Here is a 17,925-nt window from a genome sequence, read left to right on the forward strand (position 1 = left end):
GGCAGGAGCCCGCCGGCGGGTGCCGGCGGGCTCCTGTGTGACCCGGCGGCAGCACCACGACGGTGCCGCCAAGGGGCGCCTGGAGGATCAGGCGGAGAGCTTGCGCGCCAGGTTCTCGTCCAGGGCGTTCATGAACTCGTCGGTGGTCAGCCACGGGGCGTCCCGCGAGATGAGCAGCGCGAGGTCCTTGGTCATCTGGCCGCCCTCGACGGTGTCGATGATGACCTGCTCCAGGGTGTTGGCGAACTCGGTGACCGCCGGGGTGCCGTCCAGCTTGCCCCGGTGGGCCAGGCCCCGGGTCCAGGCGTAGATGGAGGCGATCGGGTTGGTCGAGGTCTTCTCGCCCTTCTGGTACTGCCGGTAGTGCCGGGTGACGGTGCCGTGTGCGGCCTCGGCCTCGACCGTACGGCCGTCCGGGGTCATCAGCACCGACGTCATCAGGCCCAGCGAGCCGAAGCCCTGCGCGACGGTGTCGGACTGCACGTCACCGTCGTAGTTCTTGCAGGCCCAGACGAAGCCGCCCTCCCACTTCAGCGCGGCGGCGACCATGTCGTCGATCAGCCGGTGCTCGTAGCTGATGCCGGCGGCCTCGAACTCGGCCTTGAACTCGTTCTCGAACACCTCGGCGAAGATGTCCTTGAACCGGCCGTCGTACGCCTTGAGGATGGTGTTCTTCGTCGACAGGTAGACCGGGTAGCCGCGGTCCAGGCCGTAGCGCATCGAGGCGCGGGCGAAGTCCCGGATCGACTCGTCGAAGTTGTACATGCCCATGGCGACGCCGCCGCCGGGGAAGTTGGCGACCTCCATCTCCACGGGCGCGGAGCCGTCGGTCGGGGTGTAGGTGATGGTCACCGTGCCCGGGCCGGGGACGACGAAGTCGGTGGCCTTGTACTGGTCGCCGTGGGCGTGCCGGCCGATGATGATCGGCTTGGTCCAGCCGGGGACCAGCCGCGGCACGTTGGACATGATGATCGGCTCGCGGAAGACGACGCCGCCGAGGATGTTGCGGATGGTGCCGTTCGGCGACCGCCACATCTTCTTCAGGCCGAACTCCTCGACCCGGGCCTCGTCGGGGGTGATGGTCGCGCACTTGACGCCGACGCCGTGCTGCTTGATGGCGTTGGCGGCGTCCACGGTGACCTGGTCGTCGGTCTCGTCGCGGTACTGAATCGACAGGTCGTAGTAGTGCAGGTCGACGTCGAGGTAGGGCAGGATCAGCTGCTCCCGGATCTGCTTCCAGATGATCCGGGTCATCTCGTCGCCGTCGAGCTCCACGACCGGGTTGTTTACCTTGATCTTCGCCATCGGCCGGCGCTCCTCTCGGGGGACTCGTGCTCAAGCAGTACGAGCGTACTGGAAACTGGCTTGCAGTCCCCAGCCGGCCTCGGTCGGCCGGAAAAACGGGGTGGCACGGCACGGGACCGCGCTGGCACCATCGCCCGATGCCACCGCGCCGCACCCTCGGGTCTATCACGGTCACCGCGCTCACCGACGGCGAGGGCCCGTTCTTCCAGCCCCGCGCCGAGGCGTTCCCGGACGCCACGCCGGAACACTGGCGCGCGGCCGACCGGCGGGACCCGGCCACGGTGACCGCCGACGGGCGGTGGTGGCTGCCGTTCCGCAGCTTCGCGATCCGCGCCGGGGACGGCCCGGTGACCCTGGTCGACGCCGGGATCGGCCCGGCCGACGCCCCCGCGTCGAGCTGGGCGCCGGTGCCCGGGCGGCTGCCGGCCGAACTCGCCGCCGCCGGCATCGACCCGGCCGACGTGCGCACGGTGGTGCTCACCCACCTGCACACCGACCACATCGGCTGGGCGGTCACCGGTTCGCCGGGCACGCCATACTTCCCGAACGCCGACTACGTGCTCCAACGGGCCGAGCTGGCCGCCGTGGAGAGCATCAACCCCGGGCTGCCGGCCGGGCTGGTCGCGCCGTTACGCGCCGCCGGCCAGCTCCGGGTGGTCGACGGCGAGGTGCGGCTCGATCCGACGGTACGGCTGCTGCCGACGCCGGGGCACACGCCCGGACACCAGTCGGTGCTGCTGGAGGTCGACGACGAGCGGCTGCTGGTCACCGGCGACCTGCTGGTGCACGCCGTGCAACTGGTCGCCCCGGAGCTGGCGTACGCCCACGAGGAGGACGCCGCGGCGGCCCGCGCGTCGCGGGTGGCGCTGCTGCGCGACCTGGCCGCGCGCGGCCCCGCGGTGCTCGCCACCCCGCACCTCGGCGAGGCGTTCGTGGCGCTGTAGGGGCGCGACGACGAGGGGGCACGCCGGCGGACCGGCGTGCCCCCTCGTCGCGTGACGGATCACATGTTGGCGACGTCGGCCTGCTTGGCGCGGACGGCCTCGGCGGCCTCCTTCAGGCTGGCCAGCTCGTCGGCGTCCAGGTCGGTCTCGACGACCCGCTTGACGCCCTCGGCCCCGATCTCCGCCTCGACGCCCAGGTAGACGCCGGAGATGCCGTACTCGCCGTCGACCCAGGCGCAGACCGGCATGACCTCGCCGGAGTCCTCCGCGACGGCCTTGGCCATGCGGGCGGCGGCGGCGGACGGGGCGTAGTACGCCGAGCCGGTCTTGAGCAGCGCGACCACCTCGGCGCCGCCGTTGCGGGTCTTGACGACCAGCTCCTCGATCTGCTCGGCCGGCATCGCGTCGCGCAGCGGCTTGCCGTTCACCGTGCTCTTCGACGGCACCGGCACCATCGTGTCGCCGTGCGAGCCGAGGGTCAGGGTCTTCACCGACTTCACCGGTACGCTCAGCGCCTCGGCGACGAAGTTGGTGAACCGGGCGGTGTCCAGCATGCCGGCCTGGCCGAGCACCCGGTTCTTCGGGAACTGGGTGGCGAGCTGGGCCAGCGCGGTCATCTCGTCCAGCGGGTTGGACACGACGATGACGACGGCGTTCGGGGCGTACTTGGCGACGTTCTCGGAGACCTGGCGGACGATCTTCGCGTTCGTCTCCAGCAGGTCCATCCGGCTCATGCCCGGCTTGCGCGGCAGGCCGGCGGTGATCACCACGACGTCCGAGCCCTCGATCGCCTCGTAGCCCTCGCCGTTCGGGCCCGTGGTCACGCCGACGACCTTGGTCTCGAAGCCCTCGACCGCGCGCGACTGGTTGAGGTCCAGGGCGAGACCCGCGGGCTTGCCCTCCACGATGTCGGTGATCACGACGGTGTCGAAGACGTCGTACTCGGCCAGGCGCTGCGCGGTGGTGGAGCCGTAGAAGCCGGCCCCGACGACAGTGACCTTCTTACCCATGGTCGTCCCACTCCCTGCTACCAGTCGGTTTTCCGGACCGTATCAGTCATCCTGGCACCGATCCGGTCAGGGGCGGACGGTTATGACCCCGATGGGCCGTACGCGCGGGCGCAGTCGCCCCCGCAGGTGTAAGGAAGGGACCCTTCCTCTACCTCAGGCGTTAGGAAGGTGCCCTTCCTAACGCCTCAGTCGCGTTCGGCGCGCTCGACGACGTTGGTCAGCAGCATCGCGCGGGTCATCGGGCCGACGCCGCCCGGCATCGGCACCAGCTTGCCGGCCACCTCGGCCGTCTCCGGGGCGACGTCGCCGGTGTAGCGGCCCTTGCCGTCCGGGCCGATCACCCGGGTGATGCCCACGTCGACCACCACCGCGCCCGGCGTGACCATGTCGGCGGTGAGCAGGCCCGGCACCCCGGCGGCCACGATGACGATGTCGGCGGCGCGGGTGTGCGCGGCGAGGTCGAGGGTGCCGGTGTGGCACAGCGTCACGGTGGCGTTCTCGCTGCGCCGGGTCAGCAGCAGGCCGAGCGGGCGGCCGACCGTGTTGCCCCGGCCGACCACGGCGACCTTCGCCCCACGCAGCGCCACGTCGTGCCGGCGGAGCAGCTCGACGATGCCGCGCGGGGTGCAGGGCAGCGGGCCCTCGTAGCCGAGGACGAGCCGGCCGAGGTTGACCGGGTGCAGGCCGTCGGCGTCCTTGTCGGGGTCGATCAGCTCCAGCACCCGCTGGGTGTCGAGGTGACCCGGCAGCGGCAGCTGGACGATGTAGCCGTGGCAGGCCGGGTCGGCGTTGAGCTCGGCGAGCACCGCGTCGACCTGTTCCTGGGTGGCGTCGGCCGGCAGCTCCCGGCGGATCGAGGCGATGCCCACCTCGGCGCAGTCGCGGTGCTTGCCGTTGACGTACGCCTGGGACCCGGGGTCGGCGCCGACCAGGACGGTGCCCAGCCCGGGAGTGATGCCGCGTTCCGCCAGTGCCTTGACCCGTGTCCGCAGCTCGTCCTTGATCTGGGCCGCGGTCGCCTTGCCGTCCAGAAGCGTCGCCGTCACGCCCAGATCGTCTCACGGTCGAAGCCCGGTGATCCGACGACCTGCGCCAGCCAGCCGGCCGATCACGAAGAGTGACGTGCATTTCATCACTGTGAGTTACTGCGCGTGGGTTCGGTCACAGCCGCATCCGGACGCCGCGACCGCGACGGGGACGGCGCCGGACAGCAGGGACGGGGCGGCGCGGGAGGGTCGAGAGGCGGCGGCGACAGCCACCCGCCTCACGACAGCCCGCAGGTGAGGCGACATTTGTCGACCCGACGGCTATAGCAGGAGAGATTGGCCGCCGCAAGGCCCCGGGGGCCGCTCCGTTATCGCTTCGCAACGCGCTCGTTGTCGAACGCCAACCCGCGACCTACCGTTGCCCAACGTTGCGTAGCGTAAACCCAGCGCCGGGTCTGACTGCGCAGCGTGAGGAGATGAGGAGGCTACATGCGCGTGCGCAGGCTCGCTACCTGGACCGCCCTCCCGCTCGCGGTGACCCTGGGCCTGGTGGCCTGCGGCTCGGGCGGCGACGGCGGATCCGGCGAGAGCAACCCCGACGCGGCCGTGCGGATCGAGATCGCCGAGCCGCAGCACCTGGTGCCGACCAACACCAACGAGACGAGCGGCTCGCAGGTGCTCAGTGCCCTGTTCAGCCCGCTGGTCGACTACGACGAGGCCAACAAGCCGTACGAGGTGGCGGCCGAGTCGGTGACGTCCGAGGACAACACGACCTGGACGGTCAAGCTCAAGGACGGCTACACCTTCCACAACGGCGAGAAGGTCACCGCCGACAACTACCTCGACGCCTGGAACTACGGCGCCTACGCGCCGAACGGGCAGAACTCGAGCTACTTCTTCGAGAAGATCGCCGGCTACGAGGACCTGCAGGGCGAGACGCCGAAGGCCAAGACGCTGACCGGCCTGAAGAAGGTCGACGACCTGACCTTCACCGTCACGCTCTCCGAGCCGTACAGCGAGTTCAAGACCATGCTCGGCTACACCGCCTTCTACCCGATGCCGAAGGCCGCGTTCTCCGCGCCCGGCGTGCTGGCCGAGGGGTACGAGCAGGCGCCGGTGGGCCAGGGCCCGTTCAAGATGAAGGGGACCTGGCAGCACGACGCCAAGGTCGAGGTCGAGAAGTACGATGCCTTCCCCGGCGAGAAGCCGAAGGTGGCCGGCGTCGAGTTCCGGATCTACCAGCAGCCGACCGCCGCGTACGCGGACGTGCTGTCGGACAACCTGGACGTCATCAAGACCATCCCGACCGAGAACCTGTCGACGGCCGGCACCGACCTCGGTGACCGGTTCAAGCAGAGCCCGGCCTCGTCGCTCCAGGTGCTGGCGTTCCCGACGTTCCAGAAGGAATTCAGCAACCCGGACGTGCGCAAGGCGATCTCGATGGCGATCGACCGGGACGAGATCACCAAGTCGATCTTCAAGGACTCGCAGCAGCCCGCCCGCTCGTTCGTCTCGCCGGTCGTCGCGGGCTACCGCGACAACACCATCGGCGAGGCCGGCGAGTTCGACCCGGCCAAGGCCAAGGCGCTGTACCAGGCCGCGGGCGGCCCGGCGAAGATCGAGCTGTCCTACAACGGCGACGGCGGCCACAAGGACTGGATCGACGCGACCTGCAACCAGCTCAAGGCCAACCTGGGCGTGGACTGCGTGGGCAACGCCGAGCCGAAGTTCGCGGACCTGCTGACCAAGCTCAAGGCCAAGCAGCCGGTCGGCCTGTTCCGGATGGGCTGGGTCATGGACTACCCGTCCATGGAGAACTACCTGGGCCCGCTGTACAGCAGCAACGGCTCGTCGAACTACTACGGCTACAGCAACCCGGCGTTCGACAAGCTGCTGGCCGAGGGCGCCAGCGCCGCGAACGAGGACGAGGCGGTCAAGAAGTACCAGGCGGCGGAGGACCTGCTCGCCAAGGACCTGCCGGTCATCCCGCTGCGGTACGGCCAGAACAACTTCGGCCACTCGACCAAGGTCAAGAACGTGGAGATGGACCTCTTCGACCGGGTCGACCTGCTGAAGATCGAGGCCGTCAAGTAACAGCGCGGCACGACGGGTCGGGTCACCGACGGACGGTGACCCGACCCGCCATCCTCTTCACCCCTTTTCAGAGAGACTGCCAAGTATGTTCCGCTTCATCCTGAGGCGTCTGCTCCAGATGGTCCTCGCGTTCTTCGGGACCACGCTGATCGTCTACGCGCTGATGTTCGCCGGCCAGGGCGACCCCATCCAGGCGCTGGCCGGGGAGCGCCCGGTCACGGCCGCGCAGCGGGCATACCTGACGGAGAAGTTCCACCTCGACGAGACCGGGGTCGGCGGCTTCTTCTACCGCTACTTCGACTACATCAAGAACCTCCTGCAGGGCGACCTCGGGCAGTCGCTCACCGGGCGCTCGATCGGCGACATCCTCGCCGCCGCCTGGCCGGTCACGGTCAAGCTGGCGCTGATCGCCATGGCCGTCACCATCGCCTTCGGGGTCACCGCGGGTGTCCTCGCCGGCATCCGGCGGGCCAGCATCTTCGACAACTCGACGCTGCTGCTGACCCTGCTGGTGCTCGGCATCCCCACGATCGTGCTCGCCCCCCTCGCCCAGTACCTGCTCGGCGTCAAGTGGCAACTCTTCCCGCCCACCGCCGGCGCCGACCCCGACCTGTACGCGCTGCTGCTGCCCGGCATCGTGCTCGGCTCCCTCTCGCTGGCCACCGCGCTGCGGCTGACCCGGACCTCGGTGGCGGAGAACCTGCGCGCCGACTACGTCCGGACCGCCCGCTCGAAGGGGCTGGCCAGGCGGCGCATCGTCAGCGTCCACGTGCTGCGCAACTCCCTCATCCCGGTGGTCACCTTCCTCGGCGTCGAACTGGGCAACCTGATGAGCGGCGCGATCATCACCGAGGGCGTGTTCAACATCCCCGGTGTCGGCTTCAACCTCTTCCGCGGCATCCGCACCGAGGACGGCCCACTGGTGGTGGGCATCGTCAGCGTGCTCGTCGTGGTCTATCTCGTCTCCAACCTGGTGGTGGACGTCCTGTACGCCGTACTCGACCCGAGGATCCGCTATGAGTGAGCGCAGCGAACGAATCATCAACGCGGCGTTCCGTGCCGGCGCCGAGCGCAGCGAGGTGCTGGCATGAGTGACTTCGAGACTGTCGCTGCTTCGGAGAACCAGGCCGCGCGGCGGGGGCCGTCGGGCGAGCCGGGCGCGCCCGGTCAGGCGGGCGTACCGCAGAAGCCGCGCAGCCTGGCCGGCGACGCCTGGCGCGACCTGCGCCGCAACCCGATCTTCTGGATCAGCCTCGCCCTGGTGGTGCTGGTCGCCGCCATGGCCGCCGTGCCCGGCCTGTTCACCACGAACGACCCCCGCGACTGCGTGCTGGCCCGCCAGCACGCCGGCCCGTCCGGCGGGGCGATCTTCGGGTACGACTTCCAGGGCTGCGACACGTACTCCCGGGCGGTCTACGGCGCCCGCGCGTCGCTGCTGGTCGGTGCCCTCTCCGCGCTGCTCACCGGCCTGATCGCGCTCGTCGTCGGAATGGTCGCCGGCTACTTCGGCCGCTGGGTCGACGCGGTGCTCTCCCGGGTGATCGACATCGTGCTCGGCATCCCGCTGCTGCTCGCCGCGATCGTGCTGCTGAAGCGGGTGAACAGCGACAGCTCCGCGGTCCGGATCGGCGCGGTGATCTTCGTGCTGGCGATCCTCGGCTGGACCACCGCGGCCCGCGTCGTCCGCTCCTCGGTGATCACCGCGAAGGAGCAGGACTACGTGGCGGCGGCCCGGATGCTCGGCGCCGGCGACGGCCGGATCATGCTGCGGCACATCCTGCCGAACGCGCTCGCCCCGGCGATCGTGGTGCTGACCATCGCGCTCGGCTCGTTCATCGCCGCCGAGGCGACGCTCTCCTTCCTCGGCATCGGCCTGAAGGCGCCGACGATCTCCTGGGGCATCGACATCGACGCCGGCCGGGTGCACATGCGGGAGTCGGCCACCCCGCTGGTCGTCCCCTCGACGTTCCTCGCGCTGACCGTGCTGGCGTTCATCATGCTCGGCGACGCGATCCGCGACGCGTTCGACCCGAAACTGCGGTGACGGATGCGAACGAGCGCAGCGAGCCCCGCAGTCGCGAGCAAAGAAAGGCAGGAACCCGTGCGAGCGCGAGGAGTGAGCGGAGCGAGCCCCGCAGTCGCGAGCGAAAGGCAGGCACCGTGAGCCAGTCCGCTGTCCGGCCGACGCCGGCCTCCCCGACGCCCGAGGGCGGGCACCTGTTGGACGTACGGGACCTGCACGTCGAGTTCCGCACCGGCGAGGGCGTGGCCAAGGTGATCAACGGGGTCTCGTACCACCTCGACCCCGGCGAGACGCTCGCCGTGCTCGGCGAGTCCGGCTCCGGCAAGTCGGTCACGGCGCAGGCGATCATGGGCATCCTCGACACTCCCCCGGCGCTGATCCGCTCCGGTCAGATCCTCTACCAGGGTCGGGACCTGCTGAAGCTGTCGGAGGAGCAGCGCCGGCAGGTGCGGGGCAAGGAGATCGCGATGATCTTCCAGGACGCCCTCTCCGCGCTGAACCCCGTCTTCCCGGTGGGCTGGCAGATCGGCGAGACGCTGCGCCAACGCGAGGGCATGTCCAAGGCGGACGCCCGCCGGCGGGCCGTCGAGCTGATGGACCTGGTGAAGATCCCGGCCGCCGCCAACCGGCTCGGGGACTACCCGCACCAGTTCTCCGGCGGCATGCGCCAACGCGTCATGATCGCGATGGCGCTGGCCATGAACCCGAAGGTGCTGATCGCCGACGAGCCGACCACGGCGCTGGACGTCACCGTGCAGGCCCAGATCATGGACCTGCTGGCCGACCTGCGTCGCGATCTCGACATGGCGATGATCCTGATCACCCACGACCTCGGCGTGGTCGCCGGCGTCGCGGACCGGATCGCCGTCATGTACGCCGGCCGGATCGTCGAGCACGCCGACGTCCGCTCGCTGTACCGGGCGCCGGCCCACCCGTACACGAAGGGGCTGCTGGAGTCGATTCCGCGGATGGACGTGCGGGGTCAGCAGCTCTCCACCATCAAGGGGCTGCCGCCCAACCTGATGCGGATCCCGTCCGGCTGTCCCTTCCACCCCCGGTGCCCGTACGTGCAGCAGGTCTGCGTGGACGTGGTGCCGCACGACCTGGTCCTCGGCGACGGCCGGACCAGCGCGTGCCACTTCGCGCAGGAGGTCCGTGATGACAGCGCCCGCTAGCCCGACCAAGGTCCGGGGCGAGACGATCCTCGCCGTCGACAACCTCGTCAAGCACTTCCCGATCCGCCAGGGCGTGCTGTTCCAGAAGCAGGTCGGCGCGGTCAAGGCCGTCGACGGGGTCAGCTTCGAGCTGCGCCGCGGCGAGACGCTCGGGGTGGTCGGCGAGTCCGGCTGCGGCAAGTCCACCCTGGCCCGGCTGCTGATGCGGCTGGAGACGCCGACCGCGGGCCGGGCCACCCTGAAGGGCCGGGACCTGTTCAAGGCCTCCGGCGCCGAACTGCGCCGGCTGCGGCGCAACATGCAGATGGTCATGCAGGACCCGTACACCTCGCTGAACCCACGGATGACGGTCGGCGACATCATCGGCGAACCGTTCGAGATCCACCCCGACGCGGCGCCGAAGGGCAGCCGGCGACAGCGGGTGCAGGAACTGCTCGACGTGGTCGGCCTCAACCCGGAGCACATCAACCGGTACCCGCACCAGTTCTCCGGCGGTCAGCGGCAGCGCATCGGCATCGCCCGGGCGCTCGCCCTGCGGCCCGAGATCATCGTCTGCGACGAGCCCGTCTCCGCGCTCGACGTGTCCATCCAGGCGCAGGTGATCAACCTGCTGGAGCAGCTCCAGGACGAGTTCGGCCTGTCGTACGTCTTCATCGCCCACGACCTGTCGGTGGTCCGGCACATCTCCGACCGGGTCGCGGTGATGTACCTCGGGAAGATCGTGGAGATCGGCACCGAGGACGAGATCTACGAGCGGGCCACCCACCCGTACACGCAGGCGCTGCTGTCGGCGGTGCCGGTGCCGGACCCGGACGCCCGCGACCGGCGCACCATGATCCGGCTCACCGGGGACGTGCCGAGCCCGGCCGACCCGCCGAGCGGCTGCCATTTCCGCACCCGCTGCTGGAAGGCCCAGGAGGTCTGCGCCCGCGAGGAGCCGCACACGGTGCTCCGCGCCGCGGACCCGCACCCCTCGGCGTGCCACTTCGCCGAACTCCGCCCCACCCCCTGACCCACCTCGCCCCCGCACCCGCACCGGCGGGAAGCGAGGGGCAAGGGAGGTAAGGGCTGGGGGGTGGTCAGTGGAAGAAGTGGCGGGTGGCGGTGAAGTACATGGTGACGCCGGCCTGCTTGGCAGCGGCGATCACCTCCTCGTCACGGATCGAGCCGCCCGGCTGGACGATCGCTCGGACGCCCGCGTCGATGAGGATCTTCGGACCGTCGGCGAACGGGAAGAACGCGTCGGAGGCGCAGACCGCGCCGCGGGCGCGTTCCGCCCCGGCCCGGCTGACCGCGAGCTGCGCCGAGTCGACCCGGTTGACCTGGCCCATCCCGACGCCGACGGTCGCCCCGTCCTTCGCCAGCAGGATCGCGTTGCTCTTCACCGCGCGCACCGCCCGCCAGGCGAAGGCCAGGTCACGCAGGGTCGCCTCGTCGGCCGCCTCGCCCGCGGCCAGTCGCCAGTTGGCCGGGTCGTCGCCGTCGGCGTCGATCCGGTCCGCCATCTGCACCAGCACGCCCCCGGTGACCTGCCGCCACTCGGCCGGCAGCGGGTCGAAGGCCGGCGCGCGCAGCAGCCGGATGTTCTTCTTGCCCTGGAGAACCTCCACGGCGCCCTCGTCGAAACCGGGCGCCACCAGCACCTCGGTGAAGATCTCCGAGACCTGCCGGGCCAGCTCGACCGAGGCCGGCCGGTTGACCGCGATCACCCCGCCGTACGCGGACACCGGGTCGCAGGCGTGCGCCTTGCGGTGCGCGTCGGCCACGTCGGCGCCGACGGCGATGCCGCACGGGTTGGCGTGCTTGATGATCGCCACCGCCGGCTGGTCGGCGAAGTCGTTGGCCGCCCGCCACGCGGCGTCCGCGTCGACGTAGTTGTTGTACGACATCTCCTTGCCGTGCAGCTGCTCCGCCTGGGCGAGCCCGGCGGGGCTGGACGGGTCGACGTAGAGGGCCGCCGCCTGGTGCGGGTTCTCGCCGTAGCGCAGCACCGCCGAGCGGCGCAGCGCCAGCCCGGCGAAGCCCGGCCAGCCGTCCTGCTCGGGCGCCAGCACGGCGGCGCACCACTCGGCCACCGCCACGTCGTAATCGGCGATGACCGCGAACGCCTGGGCGGCCAGCACGCGGCGCTGGGCCAGGGTGAAGCCGCCCTCGTCGAGCGCGGCGAGCAGGGCCGGGTACGCGGCCGGGTCGGTCACCACGGCGACCGAGGCGTGGTTCTTGGCAGCCGCCCGGACCATCGCCGGCCCGCCGATGTCGATCTGCTCGACGCACTCCTCGACGCCCGCGCCGGAGGCGACCGTGGCCTGGAACGGGTAGAGGTTGGAGACCAGCAGGTCGATCCCCGCGATGCCGTGCTCGTCGAGCTGGGCGGCGTGCGAGTCCTTGCGCAGGTCGGCGAGGAGCCCGCCGTGCACCTTCGGGTGCAGCGTCTTGACCCGGCCGTCGAGGATCTCCGGGAAGCCGGTCACCGCCTCCACCGGGGTCACCGGCACTCCGGCTTCGGCGATGGTCGAGGCCGTGCTGCCGGTCGAGACGATCTCCACCCCGGCCGCGTGCAGCGCCCGGGCCAGCTCGACCAGGCCGGTCTTGTCGTAGACGCTGACCAGCGCCCGCCTGATCGGGCGGCGTTCGTCCTGAGTGGAACTCACGGGACCGTGACCTTTCTTCCGGTGATCGTCCAACCTTCGCGGACCAGGCGGCCCACCTGCTCGACGAGCTGGTGCCGCTCGGCGTCCTTGATGCGCTCGGTGAGCGTCTCCACGTCGTCGTCGTCGCGCACCGGCACGGCGACCTGCGCGACGATCGGGCCGGTGTCCATTCCGGCGTCGACGAAGAACAACGTCGCCCCGGTGACCTTCACGCCGTAGGCGAGGGCGTCGCGCGGACCGTGGATGCCGGGGAACGCCGGCAGCAGCGTGTTGTGCGTGTTCAGGTAGCGGTCGCCGAAGGCGGCCAGGAAGCGCGGGCCGACCAGCTTGAGGAAGCCGGCGGAGATGACCAGGTCGGGCCGGTACTCGGCGACGCGGGCGGTCAGCGCGGCGTCCCAGTCCTCGCGGGTGGAATGGTCGGCGACCCGCTCGACGAAGGTCGGCACACCCGCCGCGGCGGCCCGGTCCAGCCCGGCGATGCCGTCGCGGTCGGCCCCGACGGCGACCACCCGGGCCCCGTACGCCGGATCGGCGCAGGCGTCAAGCAGGGCCTGGAGGTTGCTCCCGGAGCCGGAGACGAGGACGACGATGCGGGCGGCGGACGCGGGCTCGGTCACCTGACCAGCCTATCGGGCAGGCCGACGGTTCCATCCGCTGGGCAGCGCGACATTCACCGACGACGTGATTGGGCAGAACCGGGTACGCTGCCGGTCGCTCGGGACCGGCGCACGCGTCCGGCCCGCACCCGTCAGTGATCCGGCACCCCAGGGGTGTCGAGTGGAATGAGGAGTACGCCGAGATGCAGCCCGGATACCAGCCGCAGCAGCAACCGCCGGTCAACAACAACATGGCGATGTCGATCGTCGCCATCTTCCTCTTCTGGCCGCTGGCCATCCCGGCCATCATCAACGCCTCGAAGGTGAACACCCTGCTGCAGCAGGGCGACTACGCCGGGGCCCAGGCCGCGGCCGCCGAGTCGAAGAAGTGGTCCAAGTGGGCGCTGATCGTCGGCATCAGCTGGTACGTGATCGTTCTGGTGTGCTGCCTGCTCGGTGGCCTCGCCGGATTGGCTGGCGGCGGCAGCTCGGCCAGCACCTACTGACAGAACTGCGAGGAGTTCGCATGCAGCCCGGTTACCCCGGTCAGGATCCCTACGGTCAGCAGCCGCACCAGGACCCGACCGCGCCGCACCACGACCCGTACGCCCCGCCGGCGGCGGCGCCGTACGGTCAGCAGCCCACCTCCGGGCAGCCGAACGACCCGTACGCCGCACCGCAGAACCCCTACGGCCAGCCGCCCACCTCGGGCCAGCCGTACGGGCAGCCGCCGACCTCCGGCCAGCCGTACGGCCAGCCGCCGACCTCCGGCCAGCCGCCCACCTCCGGCCAGCCCTACGGCCAGCCGCCCACCTCGGGCCAGCCCTACGGCCAGCCGCCGACCTCGGGCCAGCCGTACGGGCAGCAGCCGTACCAGGATCCGTACGCCCAGCAGGCGTACCCGCCGCCGCCCATGTATCCGAACGCCGGGTTCGCCGGCAAGGGGCCGGGGCAGCAGCAGAACACCCTCGGCCTGGTGTCGATGATCCTCGGCATCGCGTCGATCCCGCTGGTCTGCTGCTATCTCGGCATCCCGCTGGGCATCGCCGCCGGGGTGACCGGCTGGATGGGCAAGCAGAAGGCCGCCCAGGGGCTGGCCGACAACCAGGGTCAGGCCCTCGCCGGCCTGATCTGCGGCGCCATCGGCGCCGCGCTGGGCCTGCTCCAGATCGCCCTGTTGATCTTCGGGGTCACCTACCAGCCCTGACCGGCACGGCACGGAAGGGGCGTCCCGGTTCGGCCGGGGCGCCCCTTCCGCGTACCGGCGGGCCTCAGCGGGCGCGGGGCGGGTCGGCGGGGCGGGAGAGCGCCCGGGTCACGGCGGCGCCCAGCAGCGCGCCCACCGCGATGACCGCGGTCGCCACGCCGGCCACCTGCCAGGCGACGGGCCCCACCTCGGCCAGCCGGCCGCCACCCAACGACCCGGCGGAGGCCGCCGCGGCGGCGCCCAGCAGCACGCCGGCCACCGGCCCGGCGAGCGCCGCCGGCCCGAGCAGCGGGCCCCAGCGCAGCGGCGTCCGGTCGTCGGCGGCGAGCCGGAGCAGCCGGCGGGCCAGCAGCCAGCCCGCCGCCATCCCGGCGAGGACCGGCACCGCGAGCAGGACCGCCCCGATGCCGTCGACCGGGCCGCGCGGCAGCCCCGCCAGCAGCGGGACGGCCGGCAGCGCGCCGACGGACACCTCGCTGGTGCGGACCGCCGTGTCCGTGCCGACGGCGAAACCCGGCCCAAGCAGGTAGCTGACCGACCAGATGGTGGCGTTGGGCGCGTAGGCGAGGCTGACCAGGGTGATCCCGGCCTGCCCGGCGACCCCGGTGCGATAGGCCCCGATGAGGTCGGCGGCGTCACCGCCTCCGGTGGCCACGGCGAGCCCCGCCGCCCCGCCGCCCGCGGCGAGCAGCAGCAGCCCGGCGACCAGCCCGGTGCGGATCCCGTCACGCAGCGGCTCCGGGGACCGCGCGGCCAGCAGGCCGGCGACGCGGGTCGTCCGGACCGAACCGACCAGGGCGGCGAGCGTGCCCAGCACCGCGAGGGTGACCCCGGCGCGGACCGGTGACGCCCCGGGGCCGCCCGCACCGGCCAGCACCGCCGCGAGCACGCCGATCAGCGCGTACGCGATGCCGACCGCGCCGGCCGCGACGAGCGCCTGCCGGGGCGACCCCCCACCGCGCGCGCCGATCGCCCGGCTGGTGTGCACGCCCGCCCGGGTCAGTCGCCAGACCACCAACGCGGTCAGCGCCAGCGGGGCCAGCCCGAGCGGGCCGGCGCCGGTGTCGAGTGGGACGCCGTGCCCGAGCAGCCAGCCGGCCAGCCCGGCGCGGAGCGCGCCCGGCACGGAGGCGGCGTCCTCGCTGAGCTGGAACAGCCAGAGCACGACCACCACCGGCAGCCACGAGGTGAGCGCCGCCCAGCCGGCGGCGACCGCCGCGGCGACGGCCAGCGGGGCGCGGCTGCGAGGGGGCTCGCCGCTCCGCGGCGCGGGCACCCGCCGGCCTCGCCCGGCGGGCGCGGCCGGCCGGGCGTCGGTGCCGGCCTCGACGCCGGGGCGGCTCGGCTGATCAGGGGTGACGGAGGACATCGGGTCTACTCTGGCATGCCGCGCGCGTGGTGGCAGTCCGATACCGCCCCCGAGCGGCGGCGAGTTCCGTGATCCACCGTCTCCCGCCCCCGATCCGGTCTAGCCTCGGCCCAGGGACGCGACCGAAGTCGCGGCACCGACGCCCGGAGGGAAGCCGTGAACGCTCCGTACCCGCCGCCCCCGCCGCCACCGCCCGCGGCCGGCCAGGACCGCACCACGCTCTGGGGCGTGCTCGGCATCATCCTCGGCCTGCTCTGCTGCGGCATCCTGGGGATCGTCTTCGGCTACCTGTCGATCCGGGACGCCAAGCGCTTCGGCCAGTCGCCGGTGCTCGGCTGGCTGGCGATCGCGTTCGGCGTGCTCAACATCATCGGCAGCGGCATCCTCTGGGCCGGCGGCAACTACCCGCTCTACAACGACTGAGGGCCGACCGCGAACGGTCGGCCCCCTGGTCGTACACCAGCCTGGATCAGCCGGCGGACATGATCTCCCGCATCAGCTTGGCGGTCTCGGTCGGCGTCTTGCCGACCTTGACGCCGACGGCCTCCAGCGCGCTCTTCTTGGCCTCGGCCGTGCCGGCGGAGCCGGAGATGATCGCGCCGGCGTGCCCCATGGTCTTGCCGGGAGGCGCGGTGAAGCCGGCGATGTAGCCGACCACCGGCTTGGTCACGTTCGCCTTGATGAACTCGGCGGCCCGCTCCTCGGCGTCGCCGCCGATCTCACCGATCATGACGATCGCGTCGGTGTCCGGGTCGGCCTCGAACGCGGCCAGCGCGTCGATGTGGGTGGTGCCGATGATCGGGTCACCGCCGATGCCGACGCAGGTCGAGAAGCCGATGTCGCGCAGCTCGTACATCATCTGGTAGGTCAGGGTGCCGCTCTTGCTGACCAGGCCGATGCGGCCGGTGCCGGTGATGTCGGCCGGGATGATCCCGGCGTTGGAGGCGCCCGGCGAGGCGATGCCCGGGCAGTTCGGCCCGATGATCCGGGTCCGCTCGCCCTTGGCCACGTTGTACGCCCAGAACGCGGCGGTGTCGTGCACCGGCACGCCCTCGGTGATCACCACGGCCAGGTCGATCCCGGCGTCGATCGCCTCGACGACCGCGCCCTTGGTGAACTGCGGCGGAACGAAGATCACGGTCACGTCGGCACCGGTCTGCGCCATCGCGTCCGCGACGCTGGCGAAGACCGGCAGCTCGGTGCCGTCGAAGTCGACGGTCTGGCCCGCCTTGCGCGGGTTGACGCCACCGACGACGTTGGTGCCCGCGGCGAGCATCCGCCGGGTGTGCTTGGAACCCTCGGAACCGGTCATCCCCTGGACGATGACCTTCGAGTCCTTGGTCAGCCAGATAGCCATTGTCAGACCCCCGCAGCCGCCAGCTCGGCGGCCCGCTCGGCCGCGCCATCCATCGTGTCCACCCGCTGGACCAGCGGGTTGTTCGCGCCGTCGAGGATCGCCCGGCCGGCCTCGGCGTTGTTGCCGTCGAGGCGGACGACCAGCGGCTTGGTGACCTTCTCGCCGCGCTGCTCGAGCAGGGCCAGCGCCTGCACGATGCCGTTGGCGACCTCGTCGCAGGCGGTGATGCCGCCGAAGACGTTGACGAAGACGCTCTTCACCGACGGGTCGGACAGGACGATCTCCAGCCCGTTCGCCATCACCGCGGCGCTCGCGCCGCCGCCGATGTCGAGGAAGTTGGCCGGCTTGACGCCGCCGTGCCGCTCGCCGGCGTACGCGACCACGTCGAGGGTCGACATGACCAGGCCCGCGCCGTTGCCGATGATGCCGACCTCACCGTCGAGCTTGACGTAGTTGAGGTCCTTCTCCTTGGCGGCCTGCTCCAGCGGGTCCACCGCGGCCTGGTCGACGAGCGCCTCGTGGTCCGGGTGCCGGAAGCCGGCGTTCTCGTCCAGGGTGATCTTGGCGTCGAGCAGCAGCAGCTTGCCCTCGCCGGTCTTGGCCAGCGGGTTCACCTCGACCAGCGTGGCGTCCTCGGCGACGAAGGCCTTCCAGAGGCCCACGGCGACCTCGACGACCTGGTCGGCGACCTCGGCCGGGAAGCCGGCGGCGGCGACGATCTCGCGCGCCTTCGCCTCGTCGACGCCGGTGTTGGCGTCGATCGGGGCCTTGACGACCTTCTCCGGGGTGTCGGCGGCGACCTGCTCGATGTCCATGCCGCCCGCGACGCTGGCGATGCAGAGGAAGGTGCGGTTCGCCCGGTCGAGCAGGTAGGAGAAGTAGTACTCCTCGGCCACGTCCGCGGTCACGGTGATCATGACCTTGTGGACCGTGTGACCCTTGATGTCCATGCCGAGGATGTCGGTGGCCCGGGCCACCGTCTCATCCGCGCCCTCGGCCAGCTTCACGCCGCCGGCCTTGCCCCGGCCGCCGACCTTCACCTGCGCCTTGACGACCACCCGACCGCCGAGGCGTTCGGCGATCGCGCGGGCCTCCTCCGGGGTCGTGGCGACGCCGCCGGCGAGCACGGGCAAGCCGTGCCGCTCGAACAGGTCCCGCCCCTGGTACTCGTACAGGTCCACGTTTGCGCGTCCCGTCCCGTCTCCGCG

The 17,925-nt window shown here is 71.5% G+C and carries 17 protein-coding genes; 9 read left to right on the forward strand and 8 right to left on the reverse strand.

Going from position 1 to position 17,925, the window contains the following annotated elements; genetic code table 11:
• Window positions 1–87: 87 nt before the first annotated feature.
• Window positions 88–1,305: an NADP-dependent isocitrate dehydrogenase gene (locus tag ACGF5G_RS11410; protein ID WP_350703963.1), complete on the reverse strand. Its 1,218-nt coding sequence runs from the start codon at window positions 1,303–1,305 to the stop codon at window positions 88–90.
• 137 nt (window positions 1,306–1,442) lie between these two features.
• On the opposite strand from ACGF5G_RS11410, the gene ACGF5G_RS11415 reads away from it, so the two are divergent.
• Window positions 1,443–2,249, forward strand: coding sequence for an MBL fold metallo-hydrolase (locus ACGF5G_RS11415; protein WP_393261436.1), 807 nt, complete (start codon window positions 1,443–1,445; stop codon window positions 2,247–2,249).
• A 59-nt stretch (window positions 2,250–2,308) separates the two neighbouring features.
• On the opposite strand, the gene mdh is transcribed toward ACGF5G_RS11415, so the two are convergent.
• Both mdh and ACGF5G_RS11425 read right to left on the reverse strand, forming a co-directional pair.
• On the reverse strand, window positions 2,309–3,259 hold the full coding sequence (mdh, locus tag ACGF5G_RS11420; protein ID WP_350703967.1) for a malate dehydrogenase: 951 nt from the start codon (window positions 3,257–3,259) through the stop codon (window positions 2,309–2,311).
• A 185-nt stretch (window positions 3,260–3,444) separates the two neighbouring features.
• Entirely contained in the window at window positions 3,445–4,305 is an 861-nt protein-coding gene (locus ACGF5G_RS11425) for a bifunctional methylenetetrahydrofolate dehydrogenase/methenyltetrahydrofolate cyclohydrolase (RefSeq protein WP_393261439.1), read from the reverse strand.
• Window positions 4,306–4,734: 429 nt separating this feature from the next.
• Here ACGF5G_RS11425 and ACGF5G_RS11430 point away from each other — a divergent pair, with 429 nt between their 5' ends.
• From ACGF5G_RS11430 to ACGF5G_RS11450, 5 genes are all read left to right on the forward strand, one after another.
• A complete protein-coding gene (locus ACGF5G_RS11430) occupies window positions 4,735–6,339 on the forward strand; it encodes an ABC transporter substrate-binding protein (protein WP_357694326.1) in 1,605 nt (534 codons plus the stop codon).
• 85 nt (window positions 6,340–6,424) lie between these two features.
• The gene (locus ACGF5G_RS11435; protein WP_393261442.1) at window positions 6,425–7,363 is read left to right on the forward strand and encodes an ABC transporter permease; all 939 of its coding nucleotides are present in this window, start codon (window positions 6,425–6,427) and stop codon (window positions 7,361–7,363) included.
• 63 nt (window positions 7,364–7,426) lie between these two features.
• Window positions 7,427–8,383, forward strand: a complete 957-nt coding sequence (locus tag ACGF5G_RS11440) for an ABC transporter permease (protein ID WP_393261445.1) — start codon at window positions 7,427–7,429, stop codon at window positions 8,381–8,383.
• Window positions 8,384–8,499: 116 nt separating this feature from the next.
• Window positions 8,500–9,537: an ABC transporter ATP-binding protein gene (locus ACGF5G_RS11445; protein ID WP_393261449.1), complete on the forward strand. Its 1,038-nt coding sequence runs from the start codon at window positions 8,500–8,502 to the stop codon at window positions 9,535–9,537.
• The gene (locus ACGF5G_RS11450) at window positions 9,521–10,549 is read left to right on the forward strand and encodes an ABC transporter ATP-binding protein (RefSeq protein WP_393261451.1); all 1,029 of its coding nucleotides are present in this window, start codon (window positions 9,521–9,523) and stop codon (window positions 10,547–10,549) included. Before ACGF5G_RS11445 ends, ACGF5G_RS11450 begins: the two co-directional genes overlap by 17 nt.
• Before the next feature lie 67 nt (window positions 10,550–10,616).
• Here the strand turns inward: ACGF5G_RS11450 and purH are convergent, their stop codons facing one another.
• Together purH and purN are read right to left on the reverse strand one after the other, a co-directional pair.
• A complete protein-coding gene (gene purH / locus ACGF5G_RS11455) occupies window positions 10,617–12,188 on the reverse strand; it encodes a bifunctional phosphoribosylaminoimidazolecarboxamide formyltransferase/IMP cyclohydrolase (protein WP_393261454.1) in 1,572 nt (523 codons plus the stop codon).
• Window positions 12,185–12,805 carry a phosphoribosylglycinamide formyltransferase gene (gene purN / locus ACGF5G_RS11460; RefSeq protein WP_393261457.1) on the reverse strand — a complete coding sequence of 207 codons (621 nt, stop codon included), beginning with the start codon at window positions 12,803–12,805 and terminating at the stop codon, window positions 12,185–12,187. The genes purH and purN overlap by 4 nt, the downstream gene beginning before the upstream one ends.
• Window positions 12,806–12,987: 182 nt before the next feature.
• Here purN and ACGF5G_RS11465 point away from each other — a divergent pair, with 182 nt between their 5' ends.
• Together ACGF5G_RS11465 and ACGF5G_RS11470 are read left to right on the forward strand one after the other, a co-directional pair.
• Window positions 12,988–13,290: a CD225/dispanin family protein gene (locus ACGF5G_RS11465; protein ID WP_393261458.1), complete on the forward strand. Its 303-nt coding sequence runs from the start codon at window positions 12,988–12,990 to the stop codon at window positions 13,288–13,290.
• Between the two features lie 20 nt (window positions 13,291–13,310).
• Complete coding sequence (locus ACGF5G_RS11470) at window positions 13,311–13,991, forward strand: hypothetical protein (protein WP_393261460.1); 681 nt, start codon at window positions 13,311–13,313, stop codon at window positions 13,989–13,991.
• Window positions 13,992–14,055: 64 nt separating this feature from the next.
• Here ACGF5G_RS11470 and ACGF5G_RS11475 read toward each other — a convergent pair whose 3' ends face one another.
• Window positions 14,056–15,360 carry a DUF6350 family protein gene (locus ACGF5G_RS11475; RefSeq protein WP_393261462.1) on the reverse strand — a complete coding sequence of 435 codons (1,305 nt, stop codon included), beginning with the start codon at window positions 15,358–15,360 and terminating at the stop codon, window positions 14,056–14,058.
• A 156-nt stretch (window positions 15,361–15,516) separates the two neighbouring features.
• Between ACGF5G_RS11475 and ACGF5G_RS11480 the strand changes: the two genes are divergently transcribed.
• Window positions 15,517–15,783 carry a hypothetical protein gene (locus tag ACGF5G_RS11480; RefSeq protein WP_357694308.1) on the forward strand — a complete coding sequence of 89 codons (267 nt, stop codon included), beginning with the start codon at window positions 15,517–15,519 and terminating at the stop codon, window positions 15,781–15,783.
• Between the two features lie 46 nt (window positions 15,784–15,829).
• Here the strand turns inward: ACGF5G_RS11480 and sucD are convergent, their stop codons facing one another.
• Entirely contained in the window at window positions 15,830–16,717 is an 888-nt protein-coding gene (gene sucD / locus ACGF5G_RS11485; RefSeq protein ID WP_350684227.1) for a succinate--CoA ligase subunit alpha, read from the reverse strand.
• Window positions 16,718–16,719: 2 nt separating this feature from the next.
• Window positions 16,720–17,898 (reverse strand): ADP-forming succinate--CoA ligase subunit beta, encoded by a 1,179-nt coding sequence (gene sucC, locus ACGF5G_RS11490; RefSeq protein WP_350684228.1) that lies wholly within the window; start codon window positions 17,896–17,898, stop codon window positions 16,720–16,722.
• Window positions 17,899–17,925 lie beyond the last annotated feature (27 nt).

The organism is Micromonospora sp. NPDC047730, assembly GCF_043204765.1.
GTDB lineage: Bacteria > Actinomycetota > Actinomycetes > Mycobacteriales > Micromonosporaceae > Micromonospora.

Coding starts and splice junctions, on each gene's coding strand:
- ACGF5G_RS11410 (WP_350703963.1), bottom strand. CDS start 1,305: ATGGCGAAGATCAAGGTAAACAACCCGGTCGTGGAGCTCGACGGCGAC.
- ACGF5G_RS11415 (WP_393261436.1), top strand. CDS start 1,443: ATGCCACCGCGCCGCACCCTCGGGTCTATCACGGTCACCGCGCTCACC.
- mdh (WP_350703967.1), bottom strand. CDS start 3,259: ATGGGTAAGAAGGTCACTGTCGTCGGGGCCGGCTTCTACGGCTCCACC.
- ACGF5G_RS11430 (WP_357694326.1), top strand. CDS start 4,735: ATGCGCGTGCGCAGGCTCGCTACCTGGACCGCCCTCCCGCTCGCGGTG.
- ACGF5G_RS11435 (WP_393261442.1), top strand. CDS start 6,425: ATGTTCCGCTTCATCCTGAGGCGTCTGCTCCAGATGGTCCTCGCGTTC.
- ACGF5G_RS11440 (WP_393261445.1), top strand. CDS start 7,427: ATGAGTGACTTCGAGACTGTCGCTGCTTCGGAGAACCAGGCCGCGCGG.
- ACGF5G_RS11450 (WP_393261451.1), top strand. CDS start 9,521: ATGACAGCGCCCGCTAGCCCGACCAAGGTCCGGGGCGAGACGATCCTC.
- ACGF5G_RS11465 (WP_393261458.1), top strand. CDS start 12,988: ATGCAGCCCGGATACCAGCCGCAGCAGCAACCGCCGGTCAACAACAAC.
- ACGF5G_RS11470 (WP_393261460.1), top strand. CDS start 13,311: ATGCAGCCCGGTTACCCCGGTCAGGATCCCTACGGTCAGCAGCCGCAC.
- ACGF5G_RS11475 (WP_393261462.1), bottom strand. CDS start 15,360: ATGTCCTCCGTCACCCCTGATCAGCCGAGCCGCCCCGGCGTCGAGGCC.
- sucD (WP_350684227.1), bottom strand. CDS start 16,717: ATGGCTATCTGGCTGACCAAGGACTCGAAGGTCATCGTCCAGGGGATG.